Source organism: Aromatoleum aromaticum EbN1 (assembly GCF_000025965.1).
Taxonomy (GTDB): domain Bacteria; phylum Pseudomonadota; class Gammaproteobacteria; order Burkholderiales; family Rhodocyclaceae; genus Aromatoleum; species Aromatoleum aromaticum.
The window spans coordinates 3,745,924-3,766,614 of sequence record NC_006513.1; the positions used below are offsets into that span (position 1 = coordinate 3,745,924).

15 protein-coding genes and 2 pseudogenes are annotated in these 20,691 nt (G+C 64.3%); 11 read left to right on the forward strand and 6 right to left on the reverse strand.

The features are described from left to right. Positions 1-77: 77 nt before the first annotated feature. Positions 78-1,160, forward strand: a complete 1,083-nt coding sequence (locus tag EBN1_RS17925; protein ID WP_197531827.1) for a site-specific integrase — start codon at positions 78-80, stop codon at positions 1,158-1,160. Positions 1,161-1,351: 191 nt separating this feature from the next. Here EBN1_RS17925 and EBN1_RS17930 read toward each other — a convergent pair whose 3' ends face one another. After that, on the reverse strand, positions 1,352-4,075 hold the full coding sequence (locus tag EBN1_RS17930; RefSeq protein ID WP_068881133.1) for a PhnD/SsuA/transferrin family substrate-binding protein: 2,724 nt from the start codon (positions 4,073-4,075) through the stop codon (positions 1,352-1,354). A gap of 4 nt (positions 4,076-4,079) precedes the next feature. Then, positions 4,080-5,105, reverse strand: a complete 1,026-nt coding sequence (locus tag EBN1_RS17935) for an ABC transporter substrate-binding protein (RefSeq protein WP_011239397.1) — start codon at positions 5,103-5,105, stop codon at positions 4,080-4,082. A gap of 456 nt (positions 5,106-5,561) precedes the next feature. On the opposite strand from EBN1_RS17935, the gene EBN1_RS17940 reads away from it, so the two are divergent. From EBN1_RS17940 to EBN1_RS17950, 3 genes are all read left to right on the forward strand, one after another. Then, a complete protein-coding gene (locus tag EBN1_RS17940) occupies positions 5,562-9,302 on the forward strand; it encodes an EAL domain-containing protein (protein WP_011239398.1) in 3,741 nt (1,246 codons plus the stop codon). Positions 9,303-9,692: 390 nt separating this feature from the next. Next, entirely contained in the window at positions 9,693-10,220 is a 528-nt protein-coding gene (locus EBN1_RS17945) for a cytochrome c oxidase subunit 3 (RefSeq protein WP_041647624.1), read from the forward strand. Between the two features lie 14 nt (positions 10,221-10,234). Beyond that, positions 10,235-10,525, forward strand: a complete 291-nt coding sequence (locus EBN1_RS17950; RefSeq protein WP_011239400.1) for a cytochrome C oxidase subunit IV family protein — start codon at positions 10,235-10,237, stop codon at positions 10,523-10,525. 54 nt (positions 10,526-10,579) lie between these two features. Here EBN1_RS17950 and EBN1_RS17955 read toward each other — a convergent pair whose 3' ends face one another. Beyond that, positions 10,580-10,789 carry a hypothetical protein gene (locus EBN1_RS17955; protein WP_041646568.1) on the reverse strand — a complete coding sequence of 70 codons (210 nt, stop codon included), beginning with the start codon at positions 10,787-10,789 and terminating at the stop codon, positions 10,580-10,582. Positions 10,790-11,059: 270 nt separating this feature from the next. On the opposite strand from EBN1_RS17955, the gene EBN1_RS17960 reads away from it, so the two are divergent. Further along, positions 11,060-12,598, forward strand: a complete 1,539-nt coding sequence (locus tag EBN1_RS17960; RefSeq protein WP_157866652.1) for an IS1096 element passenger TnpR family protein — start codon at positions 11,060-11,062, stop codon at positions 12,596-12,598. Positions 12,599-12,748: 150 nt separating this feature from the next. Here the strand turns inward: EBN1_RS17960 and EBN1_RS17965 are convergent, their stop codons facing one another. The 3 genes from EBN1_RS17965 to EBN1_RS17975 form a co-directional block, all read right to left on the reverse strand. Beyond that, positions 12,749-13,210 (reverse strand): putative toxin-antitoxin system toxin component, PIN family, encoded by a 462-nt coding sequence (locus EBN1_RS17965; protein ID WP_049780312.1) that lies wholly within the window; start codon positions 13,208-13,210, stop codon positions 12,749-12,751. Between the two features lie 2 nt (positions 13,211-13,212). Continuing rightward, a complete protein-coding gene (locus tag EBN1_RS17970) occupies positions 13,213-13,446 on the reverse strand; it encodes an AbrB/MazE/SpoVT family DNA-binding domain-containing protein (RefSeq protein WP_241762763.1) in 234 nt (77 codons plus the stop codon). 187 nt (positions 13,447-13,633) lie between these two features. Continuing rightward, a complete protein-coding gene (locus EBN1_RS17975; RefSeq protein ID WP_011239404.1) occupies positions 13,634-14,107 on the reverse strand; it encodes a very short patch repair endonuclease in 474 nt (157 codons plus the stop codon). Between the two features lie 18 nt (positions 14,108-14,125). On the opposite strand from EBN1_RS17975, the gene EBN1_RS17980 reads away from it, so the two are divergent. The 6 genes and pseudogenes from EBN1_RS17980 to istB (EBN1_RS18005) all read left to right on the forward strand — a co-directional run bounded on the left by EBN1_RS17980 (position 14,126) and on the right by istB (EBN1_RS18005) (position 20,509). Next, positions 14,126-15,742 (forward strand): DNA cytosine methyltransferase, encoded by a 1,617-nt coding sequence (locus EBN1_RS17980; protein ID WP_011239405.1) that lies wholly within the window; start codon positions 14,126-14,128, stop codon positions 15,740-15,742. Positions 15,743-16,083: 341 nt separating this feature from the next. Further along, positions 16,084-17,295, forward strand: a pseudogene (gene istA, locus EBN1_RS17985) (IS21-like element ISAzo4 family transposase); the annotation flags it as partial. A gap of 87 nt (positions 17,296-17,382) precedes the next feature. Continuing rightward, on the forward strand, positions 17,383-18,471 hold the full coding sequence (gene istA, locus EBN1_RS17990) for an IS21-like element ISAzo17 family transposase (protein ID WP_011236249.1): 1,089 nt from the start codon (positions 17,383-17,385) through the stop codon (positions 18,469-18,471). Continuing rightward, positions 18,468-19,247 carry an IS21-like element ISAzo17 family helper ATPase IstB gene (istB, locus tag EBN1_RS17995; RefSeq protein ID WP_011236051.1) on the forward strand — a complete coding sequence of 260 codons (780 nt, stop codon included), beginning with the start codon at positions 18,468-18,470 and terminating at the stop codon, positions 19,245-19,247. The genes istA (EBN1_RS17990) and istB (EBN1_RS17995) overlap by 4 nt, the downstream gene beginning before the upstream one ends. Before the next feature lie 142 nt (positions 19,248-19,389). Next, positions 19,390-19,752, forward strand: a pseudogene (locus tag EBN1_RS18000) (IS21 family transposase); the annotation flags it as partial. A 22-nt stretch (positions 19,753-19,774) separates the two neighbouring features. Beyond that, on the forward strand, positions 19,775-20,509 hold the full coding sequence (istB, locus tag EBN1_RS18005) for an IS21-like element ISAzo4 family helper ATPase IstB (protein WP_011235973.1): 735 nt from the start codon (positions 19,775-19,777) through the stop codon (positions 20,507-20,509). Positions 20,510-20,691 lie beyond the last annotated feature (182 nt).

Sequence of the window (20,691 nt, forward strand, 5' to 3'; positions counted from 1 at the left end):
TATCGGATGTAATAACTAGGTTAGTGTAAAATACACTACACAATACAGCATACAAATACGACATGAACCTTGACGATATGCTGCCGGCCTTGGCAAGCAACGTTGCAGTAATGGATCCGGATGCTTTGGACCCGCTGACGCAACAGGCGGTCGATGAAATCCTCGCCGAAGGAACATCGGCCAACACCGACGTCAGCTACCGGACCGCACTGCGCTATTGGGCGGCGTGGTTTGCGTTGCGCTATCGAAAGCCGCTCAAGTTTCCGGTGCCGGTACCTGCGGTGATCCAGTTCATCGTGGATCATGCGCAGCGATCGACGCCCGGCGGGCTGCGCTGCGATCTGCCCGATTCGCTCGACGAGGTCCTGGTGGAAAAGGGATACAAGGCAAAACTCGGCCCGATGGCGCTATCCACGCTCAATCACCGCGTGTCGGTCCTGTCATCGCTGCACAAGCGCAGTCCCGAACTCGAGAATCCGTGCCGAAGCCCTGCGGTGCGCGATCTCATCGCCCGCACCCGGCGTTCCTACGCAAAACGGGGTGAACGTCCCAAAGGCAAGGCTGCCCTGACCCGGGAGTTGCTCGAGCAGCTGGTCGGGACGTGCGACGACTCGCTCAAGGGCTTGCGGGATCGGGCGATCCTGCTGCTGGGATGGGCTTCCGGCGGGCGCCGCCGCTCCGAAATCGTGAGCCTTCGGGTGGAAGACTTGAAAAGGGTCGGCCCTGATGAATTCATCTTTGAACTCGGCGCATCGAAAACGAACCAGTCGGGAACCGTCAAGGCAGACGACCTCAAGCCTGTCGTCGGCGCCGCCGGCAGCGCCTTGGCGGACTGGCTTGCGGCGACGGGCCTGGCCTCCGGGCCGTTGTTCCGCCAGATCGACAAGAGTGGGAGCTTGCGCGGGGCTCTGTCCGCTTCGGCAGTGCGCACGATCGTCCGCGAGCGGTGCCTGCTTGCCGGCCTCGACGGGGATTTCAGCGCTCACTCCCTGCGCTCCGGGTTCGTGACAGAGGCTGCGAAACAGCTGATTCCCCTGGGAGAAACCATGGCGCTGACCGGACACCGCAGCATCCCGTCGGTGATGCGCTATTTCCGCGCGGGGTCCGTCACCACAAGCAAGGCGGCCAAGCTTTTCGACGAAGGCGACAAGACGGAGTAGCTGCGAGGCACTTCACGAGGACGTCTTCGCTGCGAACGTTGCAAAGCGCATTGCCGATGGCGCGCAGGTGACATCTAGGTGGCGCGGCTTCGCTTGATTCCCGTTCATCCGCCCAGCAGCGACGCCGTGGCGCACTGGCTGATGCCCGACATGGCGAACGAGATCGAGCGCCGGACCCCAGCGCTGGATGTTCAGTCGCGAAGTGCAGTGGAGGAACTTGTCGTGTTGCTGCGCGCCGCTCGAGAGGAGTCCGGAGGGGACGGCCGGTCGAAGAACCGGTAAGTGTTCTTGCCCGCCCTCTTCGCCCGGTACATCGCCGTGTCGGCGTGGCGTACAAGCTCGTCCGCATCGACCTTGTCGTGCGGGAAAAGCGTCACCCCGACGCTGGCGGAAACGCCCAGCATGAGCGTGCCGACTGGAACCGGCGCAGCCGCTGCGTGGATCAGACGCTCGAGCACCGGCTCGCAGTCCGCAGGATTGTTGAGGTCGACGAGCACTGCGGCGAATTCGTCCCCGCCGAGGCGCGCCAGCGTGTCGCCTTCGCGCAGCACTTCCCGCAGGCGCAGCGCGATGCTGACCAGCAGCTGATCGCCGACGTGATGGCCGTGGTTGTCGTTCACCGCCTTGAAGCCATCGAGGTCGATATACGCTATTGCCACGTGCTGGCCGCGCCGGCTGCACTGGGACATCGCCTGTTGCAGGCGATCGGCGTACAGCGCGCGGTTGGGAAGGTTCGTCAGCGGGTCATGGTAGGCGATGCGCTCCAGCTGCTTCTGGTGGTCTTTCAGCGGCGTGATGTCGGTAAATAGCGCGACGTAGTTCTGGGTTCGCCCGCGGGAATCGCGGACTGCGCTGATGTCCAGCATTTCCGCATACACCTCGCCATTCTTGCGCCGGTTCCACATCTCGCCGTGCCAGTGGCCGCTGTCGAGGAGCGCACGCCATATCGCTTTGTAATACTCGTCCGGATGGAGTCCGGACTGGAGGACCTGCAGCGACTGGCCTGACACCTCGTCGCGTCGATAGCCCGTGACGGCGGTGAAGGCGTCGTTGACTTCGATGATCCTGGCCTGGGCGTCGGTGATGACGATCCCCTCCCGGGCATGCGTGAACACGCTTGCGGCGAGGCGCAGGCGGGCTTCGGTATTGCGCTTGTCGGTGACGTCGATGTGCGCGACGACCACTCCGTAAAGCGGGTGTTCCAGCGGCGTTGCGCTGACGCGCAGCCAGGTGCTGCTGCCGGGCGTGCGCACTTCCATGCTGCTGTAATGAATCGGGCGCTGCTCGGCGAGCGCGCGCGCACCGGCATACTCGGCCGGCGCCATCGGGTTGCCGTCCGCGCCGAAAACGTCCCATTCGGCGTCGCCGACAGACTGCGTGAGCAATTGCGACTTGCCGATTCCGAGCATTCGTTCGGAGGCGGAGTTGCACTCGACGATCCGCCCCTCGCGATCGGTCAGCAGGATGCCGACGGGCATGATCTCGAAGATCGTGTGCAGCCGCTCCTTGTCGTCGGCGACGAGCGCTGCGGCCTTTTTCTGCGCGGTGATGTCCTGGCGCGTTCCCGACATCCGGCGCGGCTGGCCGTCGTGCGTCCACTCCACTACGCGGCCTCGATCGAGTACCCAGACCCAGCTGCCGTTCTTGTGGCGGGTGCGGATTTCGCACTCGTAGGTTTTGCTTTCACGCCTGAAGCAGCGCTCCAGCAGAGCTTTCGAGCGTTCGAGATCGTCGGGATGCGAAAGACTCCTGCCGCTGTTGATGTCGGTCGGAGAGATTTCGCCGAGCGTGTACCCGCTGATTTCTGCCCAGCGCTCGTTGAACGTAGCGAGGCCCGTCTGGACCTCCCATTCCCAGGTGCCGATATTGGTGCCCCAGATCACTTCAGCGAGACGCTGGCTCTGTTCGCGCAACCTGCGCTCGCCACGGGCCATGCGGATCGTCATGGCCGTCAGCAGCAGCAGGAGCGCCGACAGCGCGAGGATCCAGCCCCGGTAGTTTTGCCACAGGTCGATGACCGTGATCTCCGGGGCGGTGTCGAAAGGAGGCAAATGCAGCGCCTTGGCGAGCTTCTCGACCGGCAGGTAATCGGCAGCGATCGTGAAACCAGCGATGCCGGCGGCACGTGCAGCGGGATGGTCGTGCTCCAGGGCGAGCAGCGCCCCGGCGATGCGCCGACTTGCGTGGGCGTCTACATGAGGCAGCGCGAGCAGCGGCCATTCCGGATACAGGCGGGTCGATACTTGATACGGAAAACCGGGCAGATGCTGGCGGTTGATGACCTTGAAATCGGCAGGACCGATTCTGCCTGCTGCAACGAGCGATTCGAGAATGCCGGAGCGGATGAAACCCACTTCGGCCGTGCCCGACAGTACCGCGTCGACGACCGCGTCGTGATTGCCGACTTCGAGGATTTTGGCGTCGTCCGGCAGGCGGATGTCGCGCTGCAGGAGCTCGTAAGCCTGCGCCTGGTAGCCTGCGAGGTATTCCTGGCTGGGAATGGCGATCTTGCGGCCCTTAAGATCGTCGAGCCCCTGGATGTCTTTCCGCCCGGAGGCGGTGATGATCACGCCTCCGAGGGAATCCGTCGCTTCGCCCTCCCTACGGCTGACCAGGGTGGCCAATGCACCGGCGAGGGCGTTCTGCGCGCGCAGGGCGAGATAGTGGCTCGGCGTCGTGAAAGCCAGGTCGAGACGATTGCTGGCCATCGCCGCTTTCATCTCGTGTTCGTCGAGCACGGCGAGGACAACCCGGGTGTCCCGCAGCTCGGTGCTCAGATATTCGGCCAGCGGCTGGTAGCTTGCTTCGACGAGGGGCTTGGGCCGATAGGCCAATACTCCCAGTGTCAGGGTTTCGCCTGCTGCGGCAGGCAGTACCGAAATCACCAGCAGGAGGGCGGCAAGGAGATATTTCATCCGCTTAAACAGATCCTGGCAGACAGCAGTCCGAGAAAAGATTCCGGCCGGAATCCGCATGCGCGAGGAGTCCCTGTTCGGTCATGAGTGCGGAGAGCACACCGGCCGCGCGCGACAGGCGTGAGCCCGACGACGCAAGAAAGGCGCGATTGGCGGAAAGCGAAGGGAGGACGACTCCTGCGAGTGCCCGGTTCGCCTCCTCCGGGCTCACGTTGTGACGCGCAGCAATGCGATAAAGCGCGTCCTGGCGGTTGCTGCGGATGTGCTCGAGCGCCTCGAAATGACTCGTCACGATCCGACGCAGCGCGTTTTCGTGCCGGTCGAGCCGGTCGCTGCGCACGGCCAGTACGTCGAAGATCGTTTCCGGAATCTGCCGGCTGTCGAACAGGCGCCGCCCCCCTGCCCTGATCAGGCGCGTGGCCGTCGGCTCGTAAGTGACGACAGCATCGATTTCACCCGCTTCCCAGACAGCATGCTGAAGATTCACGGGGACGTGAATCACCGTCAGGGCGGAAGCGTCCAGCCCCGCCTCTTCCAGCATCTTGCCCAGCATCAGCGCGCCGACTGCACCTTTTTCAACGCCGATCCGCTTCCCCGACAGATCGGCGAGGTTCTCGATTCCGGGGCGGGCGAGCACGACATCGGCGCCGGCAGAAACGTTGAACACCAGCACGACAGTCAGCGCAATGCCCGCAGCCCGCGCATGCAGGACTTCATCGAGGGTCAGGCAGGCAGCGTCGGCATGCCCGGTCATGATGGCCTGCAGCGAGTCAACCGCGGTGAGCCCTTCACGGAGCGCGACAGCGGGAGGAAGGAGGTTGAAATCGCGCGCGAGATAGAGAGTCTCGTAGCCGATCCAGTGGTGGATCGCGATGACCGGCGAACGCTGAGGCGCCGCGCACGCTCCGAGGGCGGAGAGTGTCGCCAGCGCGGGCAATGAAGCCAGGCGGAAAATGAATCCGCGCCGTCGCGGGTCGAGAACAAAAGGTCGGGCAGCGTCCGGCCCGAAGCTGGGGTTCTGAAAGGACATCGTTGAAAAATCCGCTGTCGGTGATAACGGCTTTGACCAACTGTGGGTCGGTGAAGGAATGGAGTGAGGTTTTCAATGGTGGGGCGCACATGCTACGTCTCTCTCCCAAAATAATCAAAATACATAATTTCGGGTGTGTTTGCGGATGTCGAACCGCGGGTACCAGCGACCGGGGGGACGGCTCTTCGCGGAGCCTTCGAGACTGACCGACGCCGACCATCGTAGCCGAGTCGAAATTCATGCAGCGGGGAATTGTCGGGCGCGACGTGCAGGACTTCACGATTACCATCAAGGCAATACGGTTATATTGGCGTCCTCGCAGACTGGGACAGGCGAGGACGAACCTGCGCCCTGCGCAAGGCATGCTTGCTGCAGCTCCTGTCCTGTCGCCCGAACCGGTACCCTTGAAAATGGAGCTGCTATCCTGAACCGGAATGCAAAGGACGTGGAAAGAACATGATCGGCAAATGGCTTTCCAGAATGCACGTCCGCCTGCTGCTGCTGATATTGATCACGGCACTCCCTGCCCTGGCGATCATCGTCAATACGGGTCTCGAGCAACGCAGGGAGGCGAGTGCTGCTGCCGAGAAAATGGCGCTGTTCACGGCGCGGCAGATCGCCACTCGCCAGCGGGACATGGTGAGCCACCTCCAGCGGCTGCTCGAAGGGCTCGCCCGGTCTCCGGAAATTCGGCAGCTCAATAATTCCACCGAAAAATGCAACGTATGGCTCGCGAAACTGGCCAGGCTCCACGAGCTGTATGCGGAAGTCTTCGTCGCCGGACTCGACGGCAAGATCACCTGCCGCTCGCAGTCCTTCAGCCATACGGTCGATATCTCCGATCGCAGCTATTTCCGCCGCGTTCTGGAGCGGCAGGATTTCGCCATGGGCGATTACCAGAACAGCCTTTTCGACGGCCAACCGATCGTCGTCTCGGCGCATCCGGTGTTCGGTGACGACGACGAGATCACAGCGGTAGTCGGGGTCGGCGTAACCCCGAGCGCGTTCGCCGCGCTGCTGCGTGAAACCACCCTGCCCGATGGCTCGGTGGTGACGATCGTCGACAAGCAGGGCGTCATCCTCGCTCGCCTCCCCGATCCGACGGGTCTGGCCGGGAGCACGATTCCCGAACTGAGCCAGTTCAAGGCTGCGCTCACGGGCGCCGGCGACCTGCTGATGAAATCGGTATGGCTCGACGGGGTGCCGCGGATCATGGCGATTGCACCCGTGCTGACCAGGTTCGGCGACCTCTACGTGCGTGTCGGCATTCCCTCGGCGATCATCGAGAACGCAGGGGCCGTCGTCGCCCAGCGCAATCTCCTGCTCCTCGCCGGCGCCGCCGTGCCGCTGCTGCTGCTCGGCTGGTTCGTCGCGCAGCGGCTCGTGTTGCGACCGCTGCAGGATCTCACCGAAACCGCAAGACGTCTGGGCGAGGGAGATCTGCAGGCTCGCACCCGCATGCCTTCCGGCAGCGGCGAACTCGGAGACCTCGCCCGGACGCTGGACCAGATGGCGGACGGCATCGGACAGTCAGTGGCGCGCATCGAGACCGCAGAGCGGGAGCTGCGCCGCAGCAACCGCGCGTTGCGGGTGCTCAATGAAGTCACTCGGGCGGTGGCGCAGGCCGACGACGAAGTACAGCTGATGGAATTGATCTGCAGCGCGGCCGTCGATGCGGGCGGTTATCGCATGACCTGGGTTGGTGTGGCCATGCAGGATGCGGAAAAATTCGTGCGACCGGTAGCTTGGGCCGGGCATGAAGCGGGCTTCCTCGACGTGGTGAAGGAGACTCTGAACGACAGCGAAAGCGCACTGAGTCCGTCGTCGATCGCCCTTGGCAACCGCCAGACCTGCATCGTCAGGGACATCGCGAACGACAGTCGCTTCCCCGCCTGGCGCGATGAGGCGCTGCGGCGCGGGTATGTCTCCCTTATCAGCGTTCCGCTGGTGGCCGACCAAGCGTTCGGCGTGCTCACGGTGCTGACCGGCGAAGCGGGGGCTTTCGACGCCGAGGAAACGCGCCTGCTGGAAAATGCTGCGCGCGAACTCGCGTTCGGCCTCGTCGCGCTGCGCAGGAGAACCGCACAGGAGAAGGCCGAAGCCGAGGTGCAATTGCGCAACCGCGCGATCGAGGCGAGCCACAACGGCCTGGTCATCTACCGCTATGCCCCGCCGGCCGGCATCGTCAGCGCCAACCCGGCGCTCCTTCGGCTGCTGGGGATGGACGAAGAGCAACTCATCGCCATGGACCTGCCGACGCTCGCACGACAGGGTTTCGACGAAAACGGCTGGGAGCAGCTCGACGGGCTGGTCACTGCCCGGCAAGCCGGTGAAGTGCCGCTGAGCCTCGTCCGTGCATCGGGTGACGTGTGCTGGCTCGATACCAGCGTGACGCTGGTCGGGGACGACGTTGCCGGCATCGACCACGCGGTCATCGAATTCCGCGATGTTACGGAAAGACACCGCTACCAGGAACAGCTGGCCTACCAGGCCAACCATGATTCGCTGACCGGATTGCCGAACCGCAACCTGCTCGGCGATCGCCTGCAGCAGTCCCTCGCGCTCGCCGCATGCAACTCGAGCCTGCGTTTCGTGCTGTGGGTCGATATCGACCGCTTCCAGGTCGTTCATGACAGCTTTGGCAACGAAATCGCCAATGCCACGCTGGTCGTCCTCAGTCAGCGCCTGGCGGGCGCTGCAACCGGTTGCAGCATCGTTGCGCGGGTCGCCAGCGACGAATTCGTCCTGATCACCGAGGAGCTGCCGAGCCAGCAGGCCGTGGTGTCGCTCGCCACCCGGCTTCTCGACGCCTTGCGGGCGCCGATTTCGGCAGGCGGCGAGGAACTGTGGCTCACCGGCAGCATCGGCGTTGCGGCGATGGGCGGGGCCGACCTGGACGTCGATACGCTGCTGCGCAATGCCAACGTGGCCCTGTTCCGCGCCAAGGAAATGGGGCGCGATACCTTCTGCTTCTACGAGACGGGCCTGAACGTGCGGACCGCCCCGCGGCTGCGCCTCGAGCTCGCGCTGCGGCGCGCCATCGAGCAGGACGAGCTGTTTCTCGCCTACCAGCCGAAAGTCGATCTGCTGACCGGCGAAGTGGTGGGCAGCGAGGCGCTGTGCCGCTGGCGGCATCCTGAACTGGGACTGGTGTCGCCGGGTGAATTCATTCCGATCGCCGAGGAAAGCGGGCTCATCCTGCCGATCGGCCGCTGGGTGCTGGAAACCGCCTGCGCCCAGGCTCGCCGATGGATTGACGACGGCATCGACTACCGCCGCGTCGCGGTAAACGTCTCGCCGCTGCAGTTCTTCCGCGACGATCTCGTGGCCGACGTCGCTGCATTGCTGTCCCGCTATCGCCTCGAGCCCGCGTCGCTGATGCTCGAAATCACCGAAAGCGCAATCATGGGCAACCCTGCGCGGGCCATCGTGATGATGCAGCAGCTGAAGGCGATCGGCGTGAAGCTGGCGATCGACGATTTCGGCACCGGCTATTCGTCGCTCAGCGCACTCAAGCGCTTCCCCATCGATTATCTGAAAATCGACCGCGCCTTCGTCACCGACATCACGACCAATGCCAGCGATGCGGCGATCGCCGTATCGATCATCTCCCTCGCCCACAGCCTCAACTTGCGCGTGATCGCAGAAGGGGTCGAAACGGAAGGGCAAGTGCTCTACCTGCGCGGTCGCGGGTGTGACGAGATGCAGGGTTACCATTTTTCCCCCCCGGTCGCCCCGGAGGCGTTGGCCACGCTGATCCGCGACCGCCAGCAACTGGTTTTCCCGATGCAGATCGACCGGCCCGACCGCACGTTGCTGCTGGTCGATGACGAGCCGTCGATACAGTCGGCGCTACGCCGCGTCCTGCGCAGCGAAGGCTACATCCTGCTGTTCGCTGGCAACGCCGCCGAAGCGCTCGATCTGCTTGCAAAGCACGCGGTCGGAGTCGTGATGTCGGACTTCCGCATACCCGGTATGGATGGCATTCAGCTGCTCGACAGGGTGAAAACCCTGTATCCGGACACCGTGCGCCTGGTCCTCTCCGGCTATTCCGATATCGGCACCCTTACCGACGCGATCGACCGCGGCTCGATTTTTCGCTTCCTGCACAAACCGTGGGACGACCGTGAGCTGCTGCAGTCGGTGCGCGACGCGTTCGAGCGTTTTGACCGTCGAAGGAATACATGCGCCGCTTGAGCGCACAGTGCTTTGGAAAGGTGCCGGCAGCGATCGCCTGCAGACCGGCGTAAAGTTCGTCATCAACAGTCACCGCATCGCCCGGAACGCTTGCGAGGCTGGGCTGGGGCGCGATTATACCCCGCCGTCAAGCGCCCGAAGCCGCGGCGCTGTCGCGCCGTTGCCGGTAGCACACGGCGAGGCTTTGCGGCTGTTCCGGTCGAACAAGTTGTCGTCTGTAGCTGTATGCGAAGCGCAGATCGCGGGACAATCTACGGGTTATCCGGCGCAGGAGGTTCGAAAAAAACGCCTTCGCCTGTCCCGTTCGTCACCGAGGTCCGGATCGTGAATTCCGCCGCAACGTTTCCGCTGCATGCGCCAGTGCTGGGCCGAATCCCCGGCAACAAGGCCATCTGGGTAGGCATCTACTGCGAAGTCACCGAGTTCGTCCTGATGTTCCTGGTGTATTTCATCGCCCGCGCGCACCACCCCGGCAGCTTCAGTGGCGGCCCCGCGCAGTTGTCGCTGCTGGCCGGCACCGCCTATACCGTCGCCCTGCTGACCAGCGGCTACTGCGTGGCGCGCGGCCTCGTGGCAATGCGCAGGGCGCGCCGGCAGGCCTGCCTGCGCTGGCTGGCAGCGGCTTTCGTCATCGGCGCGATCTATCCGCTCGTCAAGTTTTTCGAGGTGCGCTGGAACCTCGCGAACGGGCTCGACGGCGATGCGGGCGTGTTCTTCGTCACCTACTATTACCTGACTTTCAACCACCTCGTTCACGTGTTCTGGGGGCTGCTCGGCCTGCTGTGGGTCATGGTGCGTACGGGCACTGGCAGCTATACCGCCGAGGAACACGACGGGTTGGAGGCCTTCGCGTGCTACTGGCACACGACCGACATCATCTGGCTGATGATTTTCCCGCTGTTCTACATGCTGCGCTGACCGAGGAGCGAACGATGAGCGAAACGCGGAAACTCGATCTCGCCTGGATCACGCTGGTCCTGCTCAGCATCGGCAGCGCCGGCGTCGGCGGGACGGCAGACCCCGATCTCGGCGTGACGGCGATCATCGCGCTGGTGATGAGCATCAAGGTGCGCATCGTCTGCACGTATTTCATGGAACTGGACACGGCGTCGCGCCGGATCCGCCGCTCGATGTATGCGTTCTGCTACGGCATGCCCACAGTCGTCGTGCTGACGAGCGTGTTTGGCGACGTCATCGCGAGACTCACCGCTGTGCTCGTGTAGCGCCTCGTCCGGCCTGGCGTTCTTCACCATACCGGACGACGGTCTGCGGACCGGTCAGCCCGCGCGGTTCAGCGCCTCGTCGAGGTAGCGGACGGTGCGCTCGACGTCGTGCAGCTTGTCCAGGCCGAAGAGGCCGATGCGGAACGTGCGGAAGTCCGCCGGTTCGTCGCACGGCAGCGGCACGCCCGCGGCGATCTGCAGGCCCTGTGCAGACAAGGCCCGGCCGGACTGGATTTCCGGGTCGTCGGTGTAGCTGACGACCACTCCGGGCGCCTGGACCCTTCGGCGGCGAATCTCGCCGCACGGCCGGCTCGCGCTGATCCTCCTTATCGACCAGTTCCCGCGGAATATCCCTCGTGCACGTCGCAAGCTTTCGCCTTCGACCCGCTCGCCTGCGGTAAACTTCCCGTCCGTGCCGAGCAGCCATACCGCGCGCAGACGCTTGTGCGGAACGGACTCGGTTCGGCGCCAGCCGTTCGAGCGAACCTCTCCTCGGCCGCCCCCCCCCCCCCGACTCGATACGAACCGATCTCCATGCATCAAGACGACACCAACGCCCTGGACGCGCTCCATGAACTCTTCGACCACATCATCGACGAAGGCATCGGGGTCATCCTCGACACACACTCCTTCGACGCCCTGCACGCCCGCCTGCGCGAGTTGATGCGGCCGTTGGCCCAGGCCATCGTCAGCGAGGCGGGCGAGGACGCCGACGACAGCCAGGTGGATCAGGCCGCCCGCGCCATCGCCACGCGCGCCGCGCTCGACCTGTGGAACCACACGCCGATTCCCGACAACCACTTCCGGCCGTACAAGATGGACAAGCCGGAGCGCAACGCCCCGTGCCCATGCGGCTCGCAGCGCAAGTACAAGCAGTGTTGCGGCGCTGTCGAGTCGCCGAGCCTCACGCTGCCCCCGGACGAGATGGCCGGGCGGGTGCTCAAGCGCCTGCCGAAGGAGCGTATCGGCGAGATCGGCGCCCTCGGCGTGCCGGTGCACGCGCTCGGCATGGTGGCGCAGGCCTGGTTCGAGCAGGAACGATTCGACGACGTCGTCGCCTTGCTCGAACCCGTGTTCAACGATGTGCGCGGGCTCGACGAGCGCGCCGAGCTGGCCGCCGACGTGCTGGGCAACGCCTGGCTCGCCCTCGGCGACGAAGCCCGGCGGCTTGAGCTCATCGCCACGTTGAAGCGTGCGCCGGACAAGACGCTGAAGAGCGCTGCATTTCAACGCGAGGCCACGCTGAACTGCGACCGCGGCGACTTCCCGGCCGCGTGGGCCGCCTTCGGGCAGGCTCAACGCCTGACACCGAACAACCCGACGCTGGCGCACCTCGAAGTCCTGCTGCTGCTCGCCGAGGGGCGGGAGGCCGAAGCGCGGGCGCGAGTCGATTTCTGGGCCGCAAAACTTGCCCGCGACCCCGAGTTCGACCATTCGGAGCTCATCGGCCTGCTCCACCAGATGCTCGACGTCGGCCGGGTGGACGAGCGCCTCGCAGCGTTGCCCGAAGACTACCCGGAACGGCGCTTGCTGCTGCACATCGAACTCGAGGGCATCGAGCCGCCGATCTGGCGCCGCCTGGAAGTCGAAAACAGCCTGACATTCGCCGAGCTGCACGACATCCTGCAGGCGGCAATGGGGTGGGAGGACGAGCATCTTCACGAGTTCATCGTCGGCGACCACCATATCGGGCCTACGACCGACGTCGAGCTGGCTTGGGACGATCCGGCCTTGCCGAGCGAAGAGGTCGAGCTCGGCCAGGTGATTGGGCGCAAAAAGTCCTTCCGCTACCTGTACGACTTCGGCGACGGCTGGAGCCACCGCATCACCATCGAACAGCGCCTGCCATCGACGCCGACCGAGCGGCCCGCCGTCCTCCTCGCCGGCAAGCGCGCCTGCCCGCCGGAAGACTGCGGCGGCGTGTCGGGCTATTACCGGCTCCTCGATGCCCTCGCCCGGCCGGACAGCGAAGAAAACCGCGAAACGCTCGAGTGGCTGGGCGACTACAAGCCGGACGCGTTCAGCCTCGCGAGTGTTCGCAAGGCAGTGGCGTCGCTGTTTACGCGCATCTGAGTTTCGAGCGCGCGAAGATGCGCGGCCTCAGGCGCTCGAAATCCTGTCCGAATGCTCGCCGCGCCAGAAGCGAAGCACATCGGGCGCAATGCGCATCGCCTATTGCGCCCGATGCGTCCTGATCCTCGATGACGCGCCATGTCGCCGCCGTTACGCGTCGGGTCGTCTCAGATGCTCGAGGAAGAACGCCGCATTGACGATCGGACAAATGAAACCCGCCGCCACGGCATGCAGGTCGGCATCGCCCGTCACGAGCCAAGCCGCGTCGCCGGCAATCGCCAGCTCGAGAAAGGGCAGGTCATGCGCGTCACGACAGGCCGGCGTGCGCGGCGGCGGATCAGGGATGGTGGCCGTCTCGCAGAACGGCAGGTAATCGGCGAGCAGTTCTTCCTGCTCGGCGGCGCCCAGTCTGAACTTGGGGTAAGTCAGCACCCGCACGAGCTCGGCCGCGGTGACGCGCGAGACCAGCGGCAGGAAGTCCCCACGCTGCCACGCCCTTCGCAGCGCACCGGGAACCCCGCCGCCGAAAACCAGCGCGGACAGCACCACGTTGGTGTCGAGCACCGCGCGCGGCACGGCGGCCGCCGCGTCCCGCCCCTCGATCTGCCCCATCGTCACTGCTTGCCGCGCGGCGAATCTACGCTCGCGCGCGCCCACGCGACGGCATCGGCCACATCCTGCTCCGTAAGGTCGAGCTCGGCGAGCTTGGCGCGCACCGCGTCGGCACGCTGAATGCGTACAGGCGTGAGGATGATCTGGCCATTGCGGGCTTCAACCTCGAAGTAAGGGCCGGCACCGACCGCCTCGGTCACGCTCTTCGGAAGGGTGAGCTGGTTCTTGGAAGTCATTTTGGCAAGCATCTCGGCAATCCCGTAAGTAAGGTTTCCTTACTCTATCGCTGTGCGTGAACCATTGCAATGCGCTTGACGGTGCCGATACGGCCCTGAGGTTGACCACGTGGGGTCGCGTCGATCGCCGTGTGCCCCATTCTGTGCGCGGCACCATTCTGGTAGCATCATGCAAATCCGTGGCAACTCAAACTGCTCCATGTGCCTCATTCGGCGATGTCGGCCATTCCCGATACGTGCTCACGCCGGTTTTCAGCTCGGCGGCAACCGCAACAAGAAGGTCACTCAAGTCGTTCGCCCTGAGCGCGCATTCCCAGATCACGAATACCCGCCAACCCGCTTGCTGCAGCAGAGCGATCTGCCTCCTGTCGCGCTCGACGTTGGCTTTGAATTTTTCGACCCATTTGTGGCCGTTGTCAGATGGGGTATAAGCCAGCCTGCAGGAGTCGTGCCGGTGCCAGAAGCAGCCGTGGACGAACAAGGCTGCTCGATACTTCGGAAAGACAAGATCGGGGCTGCCGGGCAGATCCCGACGATGCAGCCTGAAACGCACGCCCAGCTGATGCAAGCCCCGGCGAACCTGAAGCTCAGGCTTGGTATTCTTGCCTCGTATGGAGGCCATGATCTTCGAGCGCGTAGCGGGATCGACGATATCAGCCATTCCTGGTAACCTGGCTTGATGAAACAGAAAATCTCAGGGCAGGCCAAGCCAGCCAAAGCAATCATCAAAATCGTAGACCTTTTTGCAGGCCCCGGGGGCCTCGGCGAGGGCTTCTCTTCTCATTCTTCATTTCAGATTGCCGTCTCGGCCGAGATGGAGTCTTCAGCTCACGCTACGCTGCGCCTTCGCGCCTTCTACCGAAATCTGAAACGGATGGGACAAGGCGCCGCAGCGCCTTACTTCGAGCTGTGCAACGGCGAGTATCCCTTGCCAACGAACAGGAAAGCTCTCCAGCACTGGAACGACCAAACGAGAAAGGCATGGGAAAACGCCTGTGAGGAGGCCCTCCGGCTAACTCTGGGAGAGGAAGAGAGTAATGCCGAGCTGGACAAAGCCATCAAGGCTAACAAAATTGGCCCTGACCAACCTTGGGTATTGATTGGTGGGCCGCCATGCCAAGCCTACTCACTGGTAGGCCGTGCGCGTAACAAAGGCAAGGCTGACTACAAAGCAGAGGATGACCATCGCCACTTCCTCTACAAGGAGTATCTGCGAATAATCGCGGAGAACAGGCCGCACGTTTTTGTCATGGAAAACGTCAAGGGGATTCTGTCTTCCAAGGTGGGAGGACAACAAATATTCCACAGCATCCTGAGGGATCTCGCCGGTTGCGGATACCGGATTCATTCACTGGTGACTGACACCTGCTTTCATCAGGGAGACAATCCTGCTGACGTAGACGCCCGTGACTTCATCGTGCGCGCCGAGCGGCACGGAGTTCCACAGGCGAGACACCGCGTGATCCTTCTGGGAATTCGTGAGGATGTCTGCAATGCAAAGGGGGCAGGCTGGAAGCTTCCGGTTCTTCAGGAAGACCCTCCGGTGTCAGTCTTTGAGGCCATTGGCGACTTGCCGCCGCTTCGCAGCCGGATCTCGAGAGGTAAAGATGACGAGAAGCTATGGGCGTTACTCCTTGCCAGGCACTGTCGTGAGATGGCGGAACAAGCCGGATTGAAGAAACATGGCTTGTACGGCGTCGCTGAAGTACTGGGCTCGGTTTCAGCCAGAACCAGTTTTCTAGCCAATGCAGGTGCAGCATCAAGGCGCTATCAACCTCCCAAGCTTTGCCCTGAGGCACTTTCTGCCTGGTATACGGCCCAAGGAGTGGCAAGGCAACTGCGTTACTTCATGAACCATGAAGCACGTGGGCACATGGAGAGTGATCTGAGGCGCTACGTCTACGCTGCTGCCTTTGCCGAGGCTACCGGTGTATCGCCCAAGGGGCACGAGGAGTTTGCCTTAAAGGGCCTTGCACCAGACCACGAGAACTGGGAAAGCGGGAAGTTTGCAGATCGCTTCCGCGTTCAACTTAAAAATCGGCCTTCGACCACAATAACCAGCCACATTGCCAAGGACGGGCACTACTTCATTCACTATGATCCGGCGCAATGTCGCAGCCTGACTGTTCGTGAGGCTGCCCGTCTTCAGACCTTTCCGGATGATTACTTTTTTCAGGGGAACAGGACGCAGCAGTATCACCAGGTCGGGAACGCTGTTCCACCGTTTCTCGCTGGAAAAATTGCAGTGATTGTGATTGGAATCCTTGATGAACAGGCCTGCGCCCGGGCCGCGTAAATACTTCGCTTGATTCGTTCGCGCTGCGCGAAAAACTCGTTTCTGCCGAAATCAGACACCTCGCCCGTTCAACCTGCGCTGGGTGCATGGATGCCGATCTGGTCAGTTGCGGATTCCGACCCAACGTGACCGCTGATTCCGAAATAGTGTGACCGGTGAATCCGCGGTCGTGACCGCGGATTCCGATTTGATCGTGACCGATTTCGGCGAGTTGTCGGAATGGGCGGTCACGATGTCGGAATCAATGGTCACGATCAAATCGGAACGGGTTTGTGAGGCCAAGCGTGGCAACGTCGTTTGTCAGGCCGGCTACCCTCGCGCGCTTTGCGCGGAGACCGAGGATGCCGGCGGAGCGGATTGCCATGCACAAGATCAGGGAGCTGTTACGGCTCAAATACGACTGCGCGCTGTCGCATGAGCGCATTGCCCGCGCGCTGTCGATTTCCAAAGGAGTGGTCGCCAAGTATGTGAAGGCGGCCGAGGAGTGCGGCCGGCCGTGGGCCGAGTTGTCGGCGGCCGACGAGGCCGAGTTGCGCCGGGTGCTGGGGGTCGCCCGGCGTGGACGTGGCGCGAGCGTCGCGAATGTGCCGCCGGATCTGGCGGCGGTGCATCAGGGGCTCAAGCGAAAGAACGTCACGCTGGCGCTGCTGTGGGAAGAGTACGTGCAGACGGCCGACGGGCCGAGCTATCAGTACTCGCGCTTTTGCGACCTGTACCGCGCGTTCGCCCGCACGCTCAAGCGCTCGATGCGCCAGGTGCACCGCGCCGGCGAGAAACTCTTCATCGATTACGCGGGCGACACGGTGCCGATCGTCGACGCCGACACGGGCGAGATTTCGCGCGCGCAGATCTTCGTCGCGGTGCTCGGCGCCTCGAGCTATACGTTCGCCTGCGCCACGGCGACGCAGTCGCAGGCCGACTGGCTGGGCTCGCTCGCCCGGGCGCTGGCCTTCATCGGCGGCGTGCCCGAGCTCGTGGTGCCCGACAATACGCGCTCGCTCGTCGGGCAGGCCGACCGCTACGAGCCGCAACTGCAGCGCACCACCGCCGAGTTCGCCGCGCACTACGGCGTGGCGATCCTGCCCGCGCGCCCCTACAAGCCGCAGGACAAGGCCAAGGTCGAAGTCGGCGTACAGATCGTGCAGCGCTGGATTCTGGCGCGGCTGCGGCATCGACGTTTCTTCTCGCTGGGAGAGTTGAACGAGGCGATCGCCGCGTTACTCGAGCCGCTGAACACGCGTGCCTTCCGGCGCCTGCCAGGCTCGCGCCACGAAGCGTTCGAGACGCTCGATCGGCCGGCGCTGCGCCCGTTGCCCGCCACCGCGTTCCAGTTCGCCCAGTGGAAACGGGCCAAGCCCAATATCGATTACCACGTCGAGTTCGACGGGCATTACTACAGCGTGCCGTATGCGCTCGCCGGCCAAGCGGTGGAGTTGCGCATCACCGCGAGCAGCATCGAATGCTTTGCCGCGGGCCGTCGCGTCGCGGTGCATGCGAGAAGCCACCGGCCCGGCGTCTACTCCACGCTCACCGAACACATGCCCGCATCCCATCATGTCACTGCCGGATGTAAGTTGATACGGGCTGCCGATTGAAAGTTGATACACCGAGTTGAGAAGATCGGGCCATTTGGAGCCCGGGTGATCACAGACGAGGTGTATGTGGAAATCGAACTGTTGAGGCGTCACGGGTTGAGCCTTCGGCGGATCGCCGCCGAGGTGGGGTGTGCGGTGAACACGGTGCGTGCGCACCTGGCGTCGCCGGGGCTGCCGCGCTACGCGCGCAAGGTCCAGCGGGTGACGAAGCTGGCGCCCTTCGAGGCGTACTTGCGCGAACGCCAGGCGGCGGCGCATCCGCACTGGATTCCGGCCTCGGTCCTGATGCGTGAGATCGTGGCGCAGGGCTATCAGGGTGGCGCCAGCCAGCTGCGCGCGTTCATGCACATGCTCAAGCCGGCGCAGCCATCGGAGCCGGTGGTGCGCTTCGAGACGGCGCCGGGCCACCAGATGCAGGTCGACTGGGTGGAGTTTCGCAAGGGCGCGCAGCCGCTGTACGCGTTCTGCGCCACGCTCGGCTACAGCCGCATGAGCTACGTCGAGTTTGTCACCGACATGAAGGTGACGACGCTGATCGGCTGCCACGAGCGCAGCTTCGCGGCGTTCGGGGGCGTGGTGCGCCAGGTGCTGTACGACAACATGAAGACCGTGGTGCTCGAGCGCGATGTCGACGGCGAAGGCGCGCACCGCTACCACGCCGGCTTTCTGGACTACGCCCGTCACGCCGGGTTCGTGATCAAGCTGTGCCGCCCCTATCGGGCACGGACCAAGGGCAAGGTGGAGCGCTTCAACGGCTATCTGCGGCGCTCGTTCTACGTGCCGCTGGTGGCGCAGTTCAAGCAGGCCGGTCTGGTGCTCGACGCCGCCACGGCCACGGTGCAGGTGCGCCGCTGGCTCGACGAAGTCGCCAACGTGCGCGTGCATGGCACCACCGGCGAGCAACCGGTAGCGCGGCTGGCGGCCGAACGGGCTGCGCTGCAGGCGCTGGCACCGCCGTGGCGGGGCGACATCGAGGGCGCCCGGCCGCAGGCTGAGGCGGCACACGACGAGGGCCCCGTGCGCCCGCCCGCCGTGCGTGCGCACCTCGAAACGGCGCAACCCGCCCAGCATCCGCTGGCCGTCTACGACGCGTTGCTGCAGACGCTGCAACAGGCGCAGGAGATCGGCGCATGAACCTGCAATACGAACGGATCCAGGCGCTGTGCCAGACGCTGAGCCTGCCGCTCACCGCCCAAGGCTATGCCGCAGCGGCCCAGCAGGCGGCCACCGATCAACTGGCCTACAGCGACTTCCTCGAACAGTTGCTGCGGGCCGAGGCGGCCGGTCGTCAGAGCCGCAAGCAAAGCATGCTCACGCGCCTGGCGGGCTTCCCCGCGATCAAGACGCTGGAGGATTTCGACTATGGCTTTGCCAGCGGGCTCAAGCGCAGCCAGATCGAGGAGTTGGCCAGCCTCGCCTTCGTCGAGCGTGCCGAGAACGTTGTGCTGGTGGGCCCCAGCGGGGTGGGCAAGACCCATCTGGCCATCGCGCTGGGCTACCGCGCCACGCAGGCCGGCATCAAGACGCGCTTCACCACCGCCGCCGACCTGCTGCTGACGCTGGTCCTGGCGCATGAGCGCAACCAGCTCAAGAACGTGATGCAGCGGGCGATCAACGCCTACCGGCTGTTGATCGTCGACGAGATCGGCTACCTGCCGATGACGCGCGAGCAGGCCAACCTGTTCTTCCAGGTGATCGCGGCGCGCTACGAGCGGGGCAGCCTGATCGTGACCAGCAATCTGTCGTTCGGGCAGTGGGACAGCACCTTCGCCCAGGATGCGACGCTCACGGCGGCGCTACTGGATCGGCTGCTGCATCACGCGCACATCGTGCCGATCAGCGGCGAGAGCTACCGGCTGAAACACCAGCGCAAGGCCGGGATGGTGCAAGCGCTGGCGGTCGCCGGCTGAGGGCCGCGCGACGGAGCGCCCCTGCGGTCGGGCCTTCGGCCCTCCCTTCGGGGCGCTCCGTCGCACATGTCAATGGGATAGAGGTGTATCAGTTTTAAATCGGCAACCGCCGGGAAAGCGTGTCAGTTTTAAATCGGCATTGACACATCAGGCGCATCGCCAGTGGTCGCCCGGCAAACTCATCGCCTGGGGCGCCACCGTCGGCCCGCACACCGAGCAGGTGGTCAGCCACCAACTCGAACGCATGCCGCACCCCGAGCAGGGCTACCGGGCGTGCCTCGGGCTGATGCGCCTCGGTCGCCAATACGGCAACGAACGGCTCGAAGCCGCGGCGACCCGCGCCGTCACCCTCGGGGCGATGCGTTACCGCAACGTCGCCTCGATCCTCAAGAGCGGGCTCGACCGCGCACCGCTCCCCACTCCCACTCCCACTGCCGCTAGCCAAACCGAACTGGCGCTTCCCACCGTGCACGAGAACCTGCGCGGTGCGCGCTACTACCACTGATTCCACCCACCGGAGAACATCGATGCTGATGCAACACAGCCTGCAACAACTGCATGCCCTGCGCCTGGAAGGCATGGCGCGCGCCTTCGAGGAGCAGCTCACCCAGCCCGCCATCACCGCGCTCAGCTTCGAGGAGCGCTTCGCCCAGCTCATCGATCGCGAGATCCTGCTGCGCGACGGCAAACGCATCGACCGGCTGCTCAAGGCAGCCCGCATCAAAGCCGCTGCAGCCTGCCTGGAGGACGTCGACTACCGCGCCGGGCGCGGGCTCGAGCGCAGCCAGATCGCCGCGCTCGGCACCGGGCAATGGATCCGCCATCACCAGAACTGCCTCATCACCGGGCCCACCGGCAGCGGCAAGACCTGGCTCGCCTGCGCGCTCGCCAATGCCGCGTGCCGGCAGGGCCTCGCGGCCTATTACGTGCGTCTGCCGCGGCTCTTCGAAGAGCTGCGCATCGCGCATGCCGACGGCAGCTTCAGCCGACGCCTCATGCAGCTCGCGCGCATGGATCTCATCGTCATCGACGATTGGGGCCTGGCCGCGCCGTCGGCGCAGGAGCGAAGCGACCTGCTGGAGCTGCTCGACGACCGCGTCGGCACGCGTTCGACCGTGATCACCAGCCAGCTGCCGATCGAGCACTGGCACACCTACCTGGGCGACCCGACCTTCGCCGATGCGATCCTCGATCGCGTCGTGCACGCCGCGCACAAGCTCGCCCTCAAGGGCGAGTCGATGAGAAGAAAGGAAAAGGCATGAGGCCGTGCGCGCGAGACGCCTTACCCACAGGCGCCCGCCCGCCAGCGTATGAGGCGCGCTGGCGGCCGCCTGTGGATAAGCCTGCGCCGTGCCTCGAATTGACCGTGATCGTGACCGACGCGGTTAGAATCTGAACACCACGCTTCGCGCGCAGACCCCCCGGTCACGTTCGTCGGTGCAGG

What these genes read in the sequence shown, in the direction of transcription:
- EBN1_RS17925 (WP_197531827.1), top strand. Translation starts at nt 78, where the DNA reads ATGCTGCCGGCCTTGGCAAGCAACGTTGCAGTAATGGATCCGGATGCT.
- EBN1_RS17930 (WP_068881133.1), bottom strand. Translation starts at nt 4,075, where the DNA reads ATGAAATATCTCCTTGCCGCCCTCCTGCTGGTGATTTCGGTACTGCCT.
- EBN1_RS17935 (WP_011239397.1), bottom strand. Translation starts at nt 5,105, where the DNA reads ATGTCCTTTCAGAACCCCAGCTTCGGGCCGGACGCTGCCCGACCTTTT.
- EBN1_RS17940 (WP_011239398.1), top strand. Translation starts at nt 5,562, where the DNA reads ATGATCGGCAAATGGCTTTCCAGAATGCACGTCCGCCTGCTGCTGCTG.
- EBN1_RS17950 (WP_011239400.1), top strand. Translation starts at nt 10,235, where the DNA reads ATGAGCGAAACGCGGAAACTCGATCTCGCCTGGATCACGCTGGTCCTG.
- EBN1_RS17960 (WP_157866652.1), top strand. Translation starts at nt 11,060, where the DNA reads ATGCATCAAGACGACACCAACGCCCTGGACGCGCTCCATGAACTCTTC.
- EBN1_RS17965 (WP_049780312.1), bottom strand. Translation starts at nt 13,210, where the DNA reads ATGGGGCAGATCGAGGGGCGGGACGCGGCGGCCGCCGTGCCGCGCGCG.
- EBN1_RS17970 (WP_241762763.1), bottom strand. Translation starts at nt 13,446, where the DNA reads ATGACTTCCAAGAACCAGCTCACCCTTCCGAAGAGCGTGACCGAGGCG.
- EBN1_RS17975 (WP_011239404.1), bottom strand. Translation starts at nt 14,107, where the DNA reads ATGGCTGATATCGTCGATCCCGCTACGCGCTCGAAGATCATGGCCTCC.
- EBN1_RS17980 (WP_011239405.1), top strand. Translation starts at nt 14,126, where the DNA reads ATGAAACAGAAAATCTCAGGGCAGGCCAAGCCAGCCAAAGCAATCATC.
- istB (WP_011236051.1), top strand. Translation starts at nt 18,468, where the DNA reads ATGAACCTGCAATACGAACGGATCCAGGCGCTGTGCCAGACGCTGAGC.
- istB (WP_011235973.1), top strand. Translation starts at nt 19,775, where the DNA reads ATGCTGATGCAACACAGCCTGCAACAACTGCATGCCCTGCGCCTGGAA.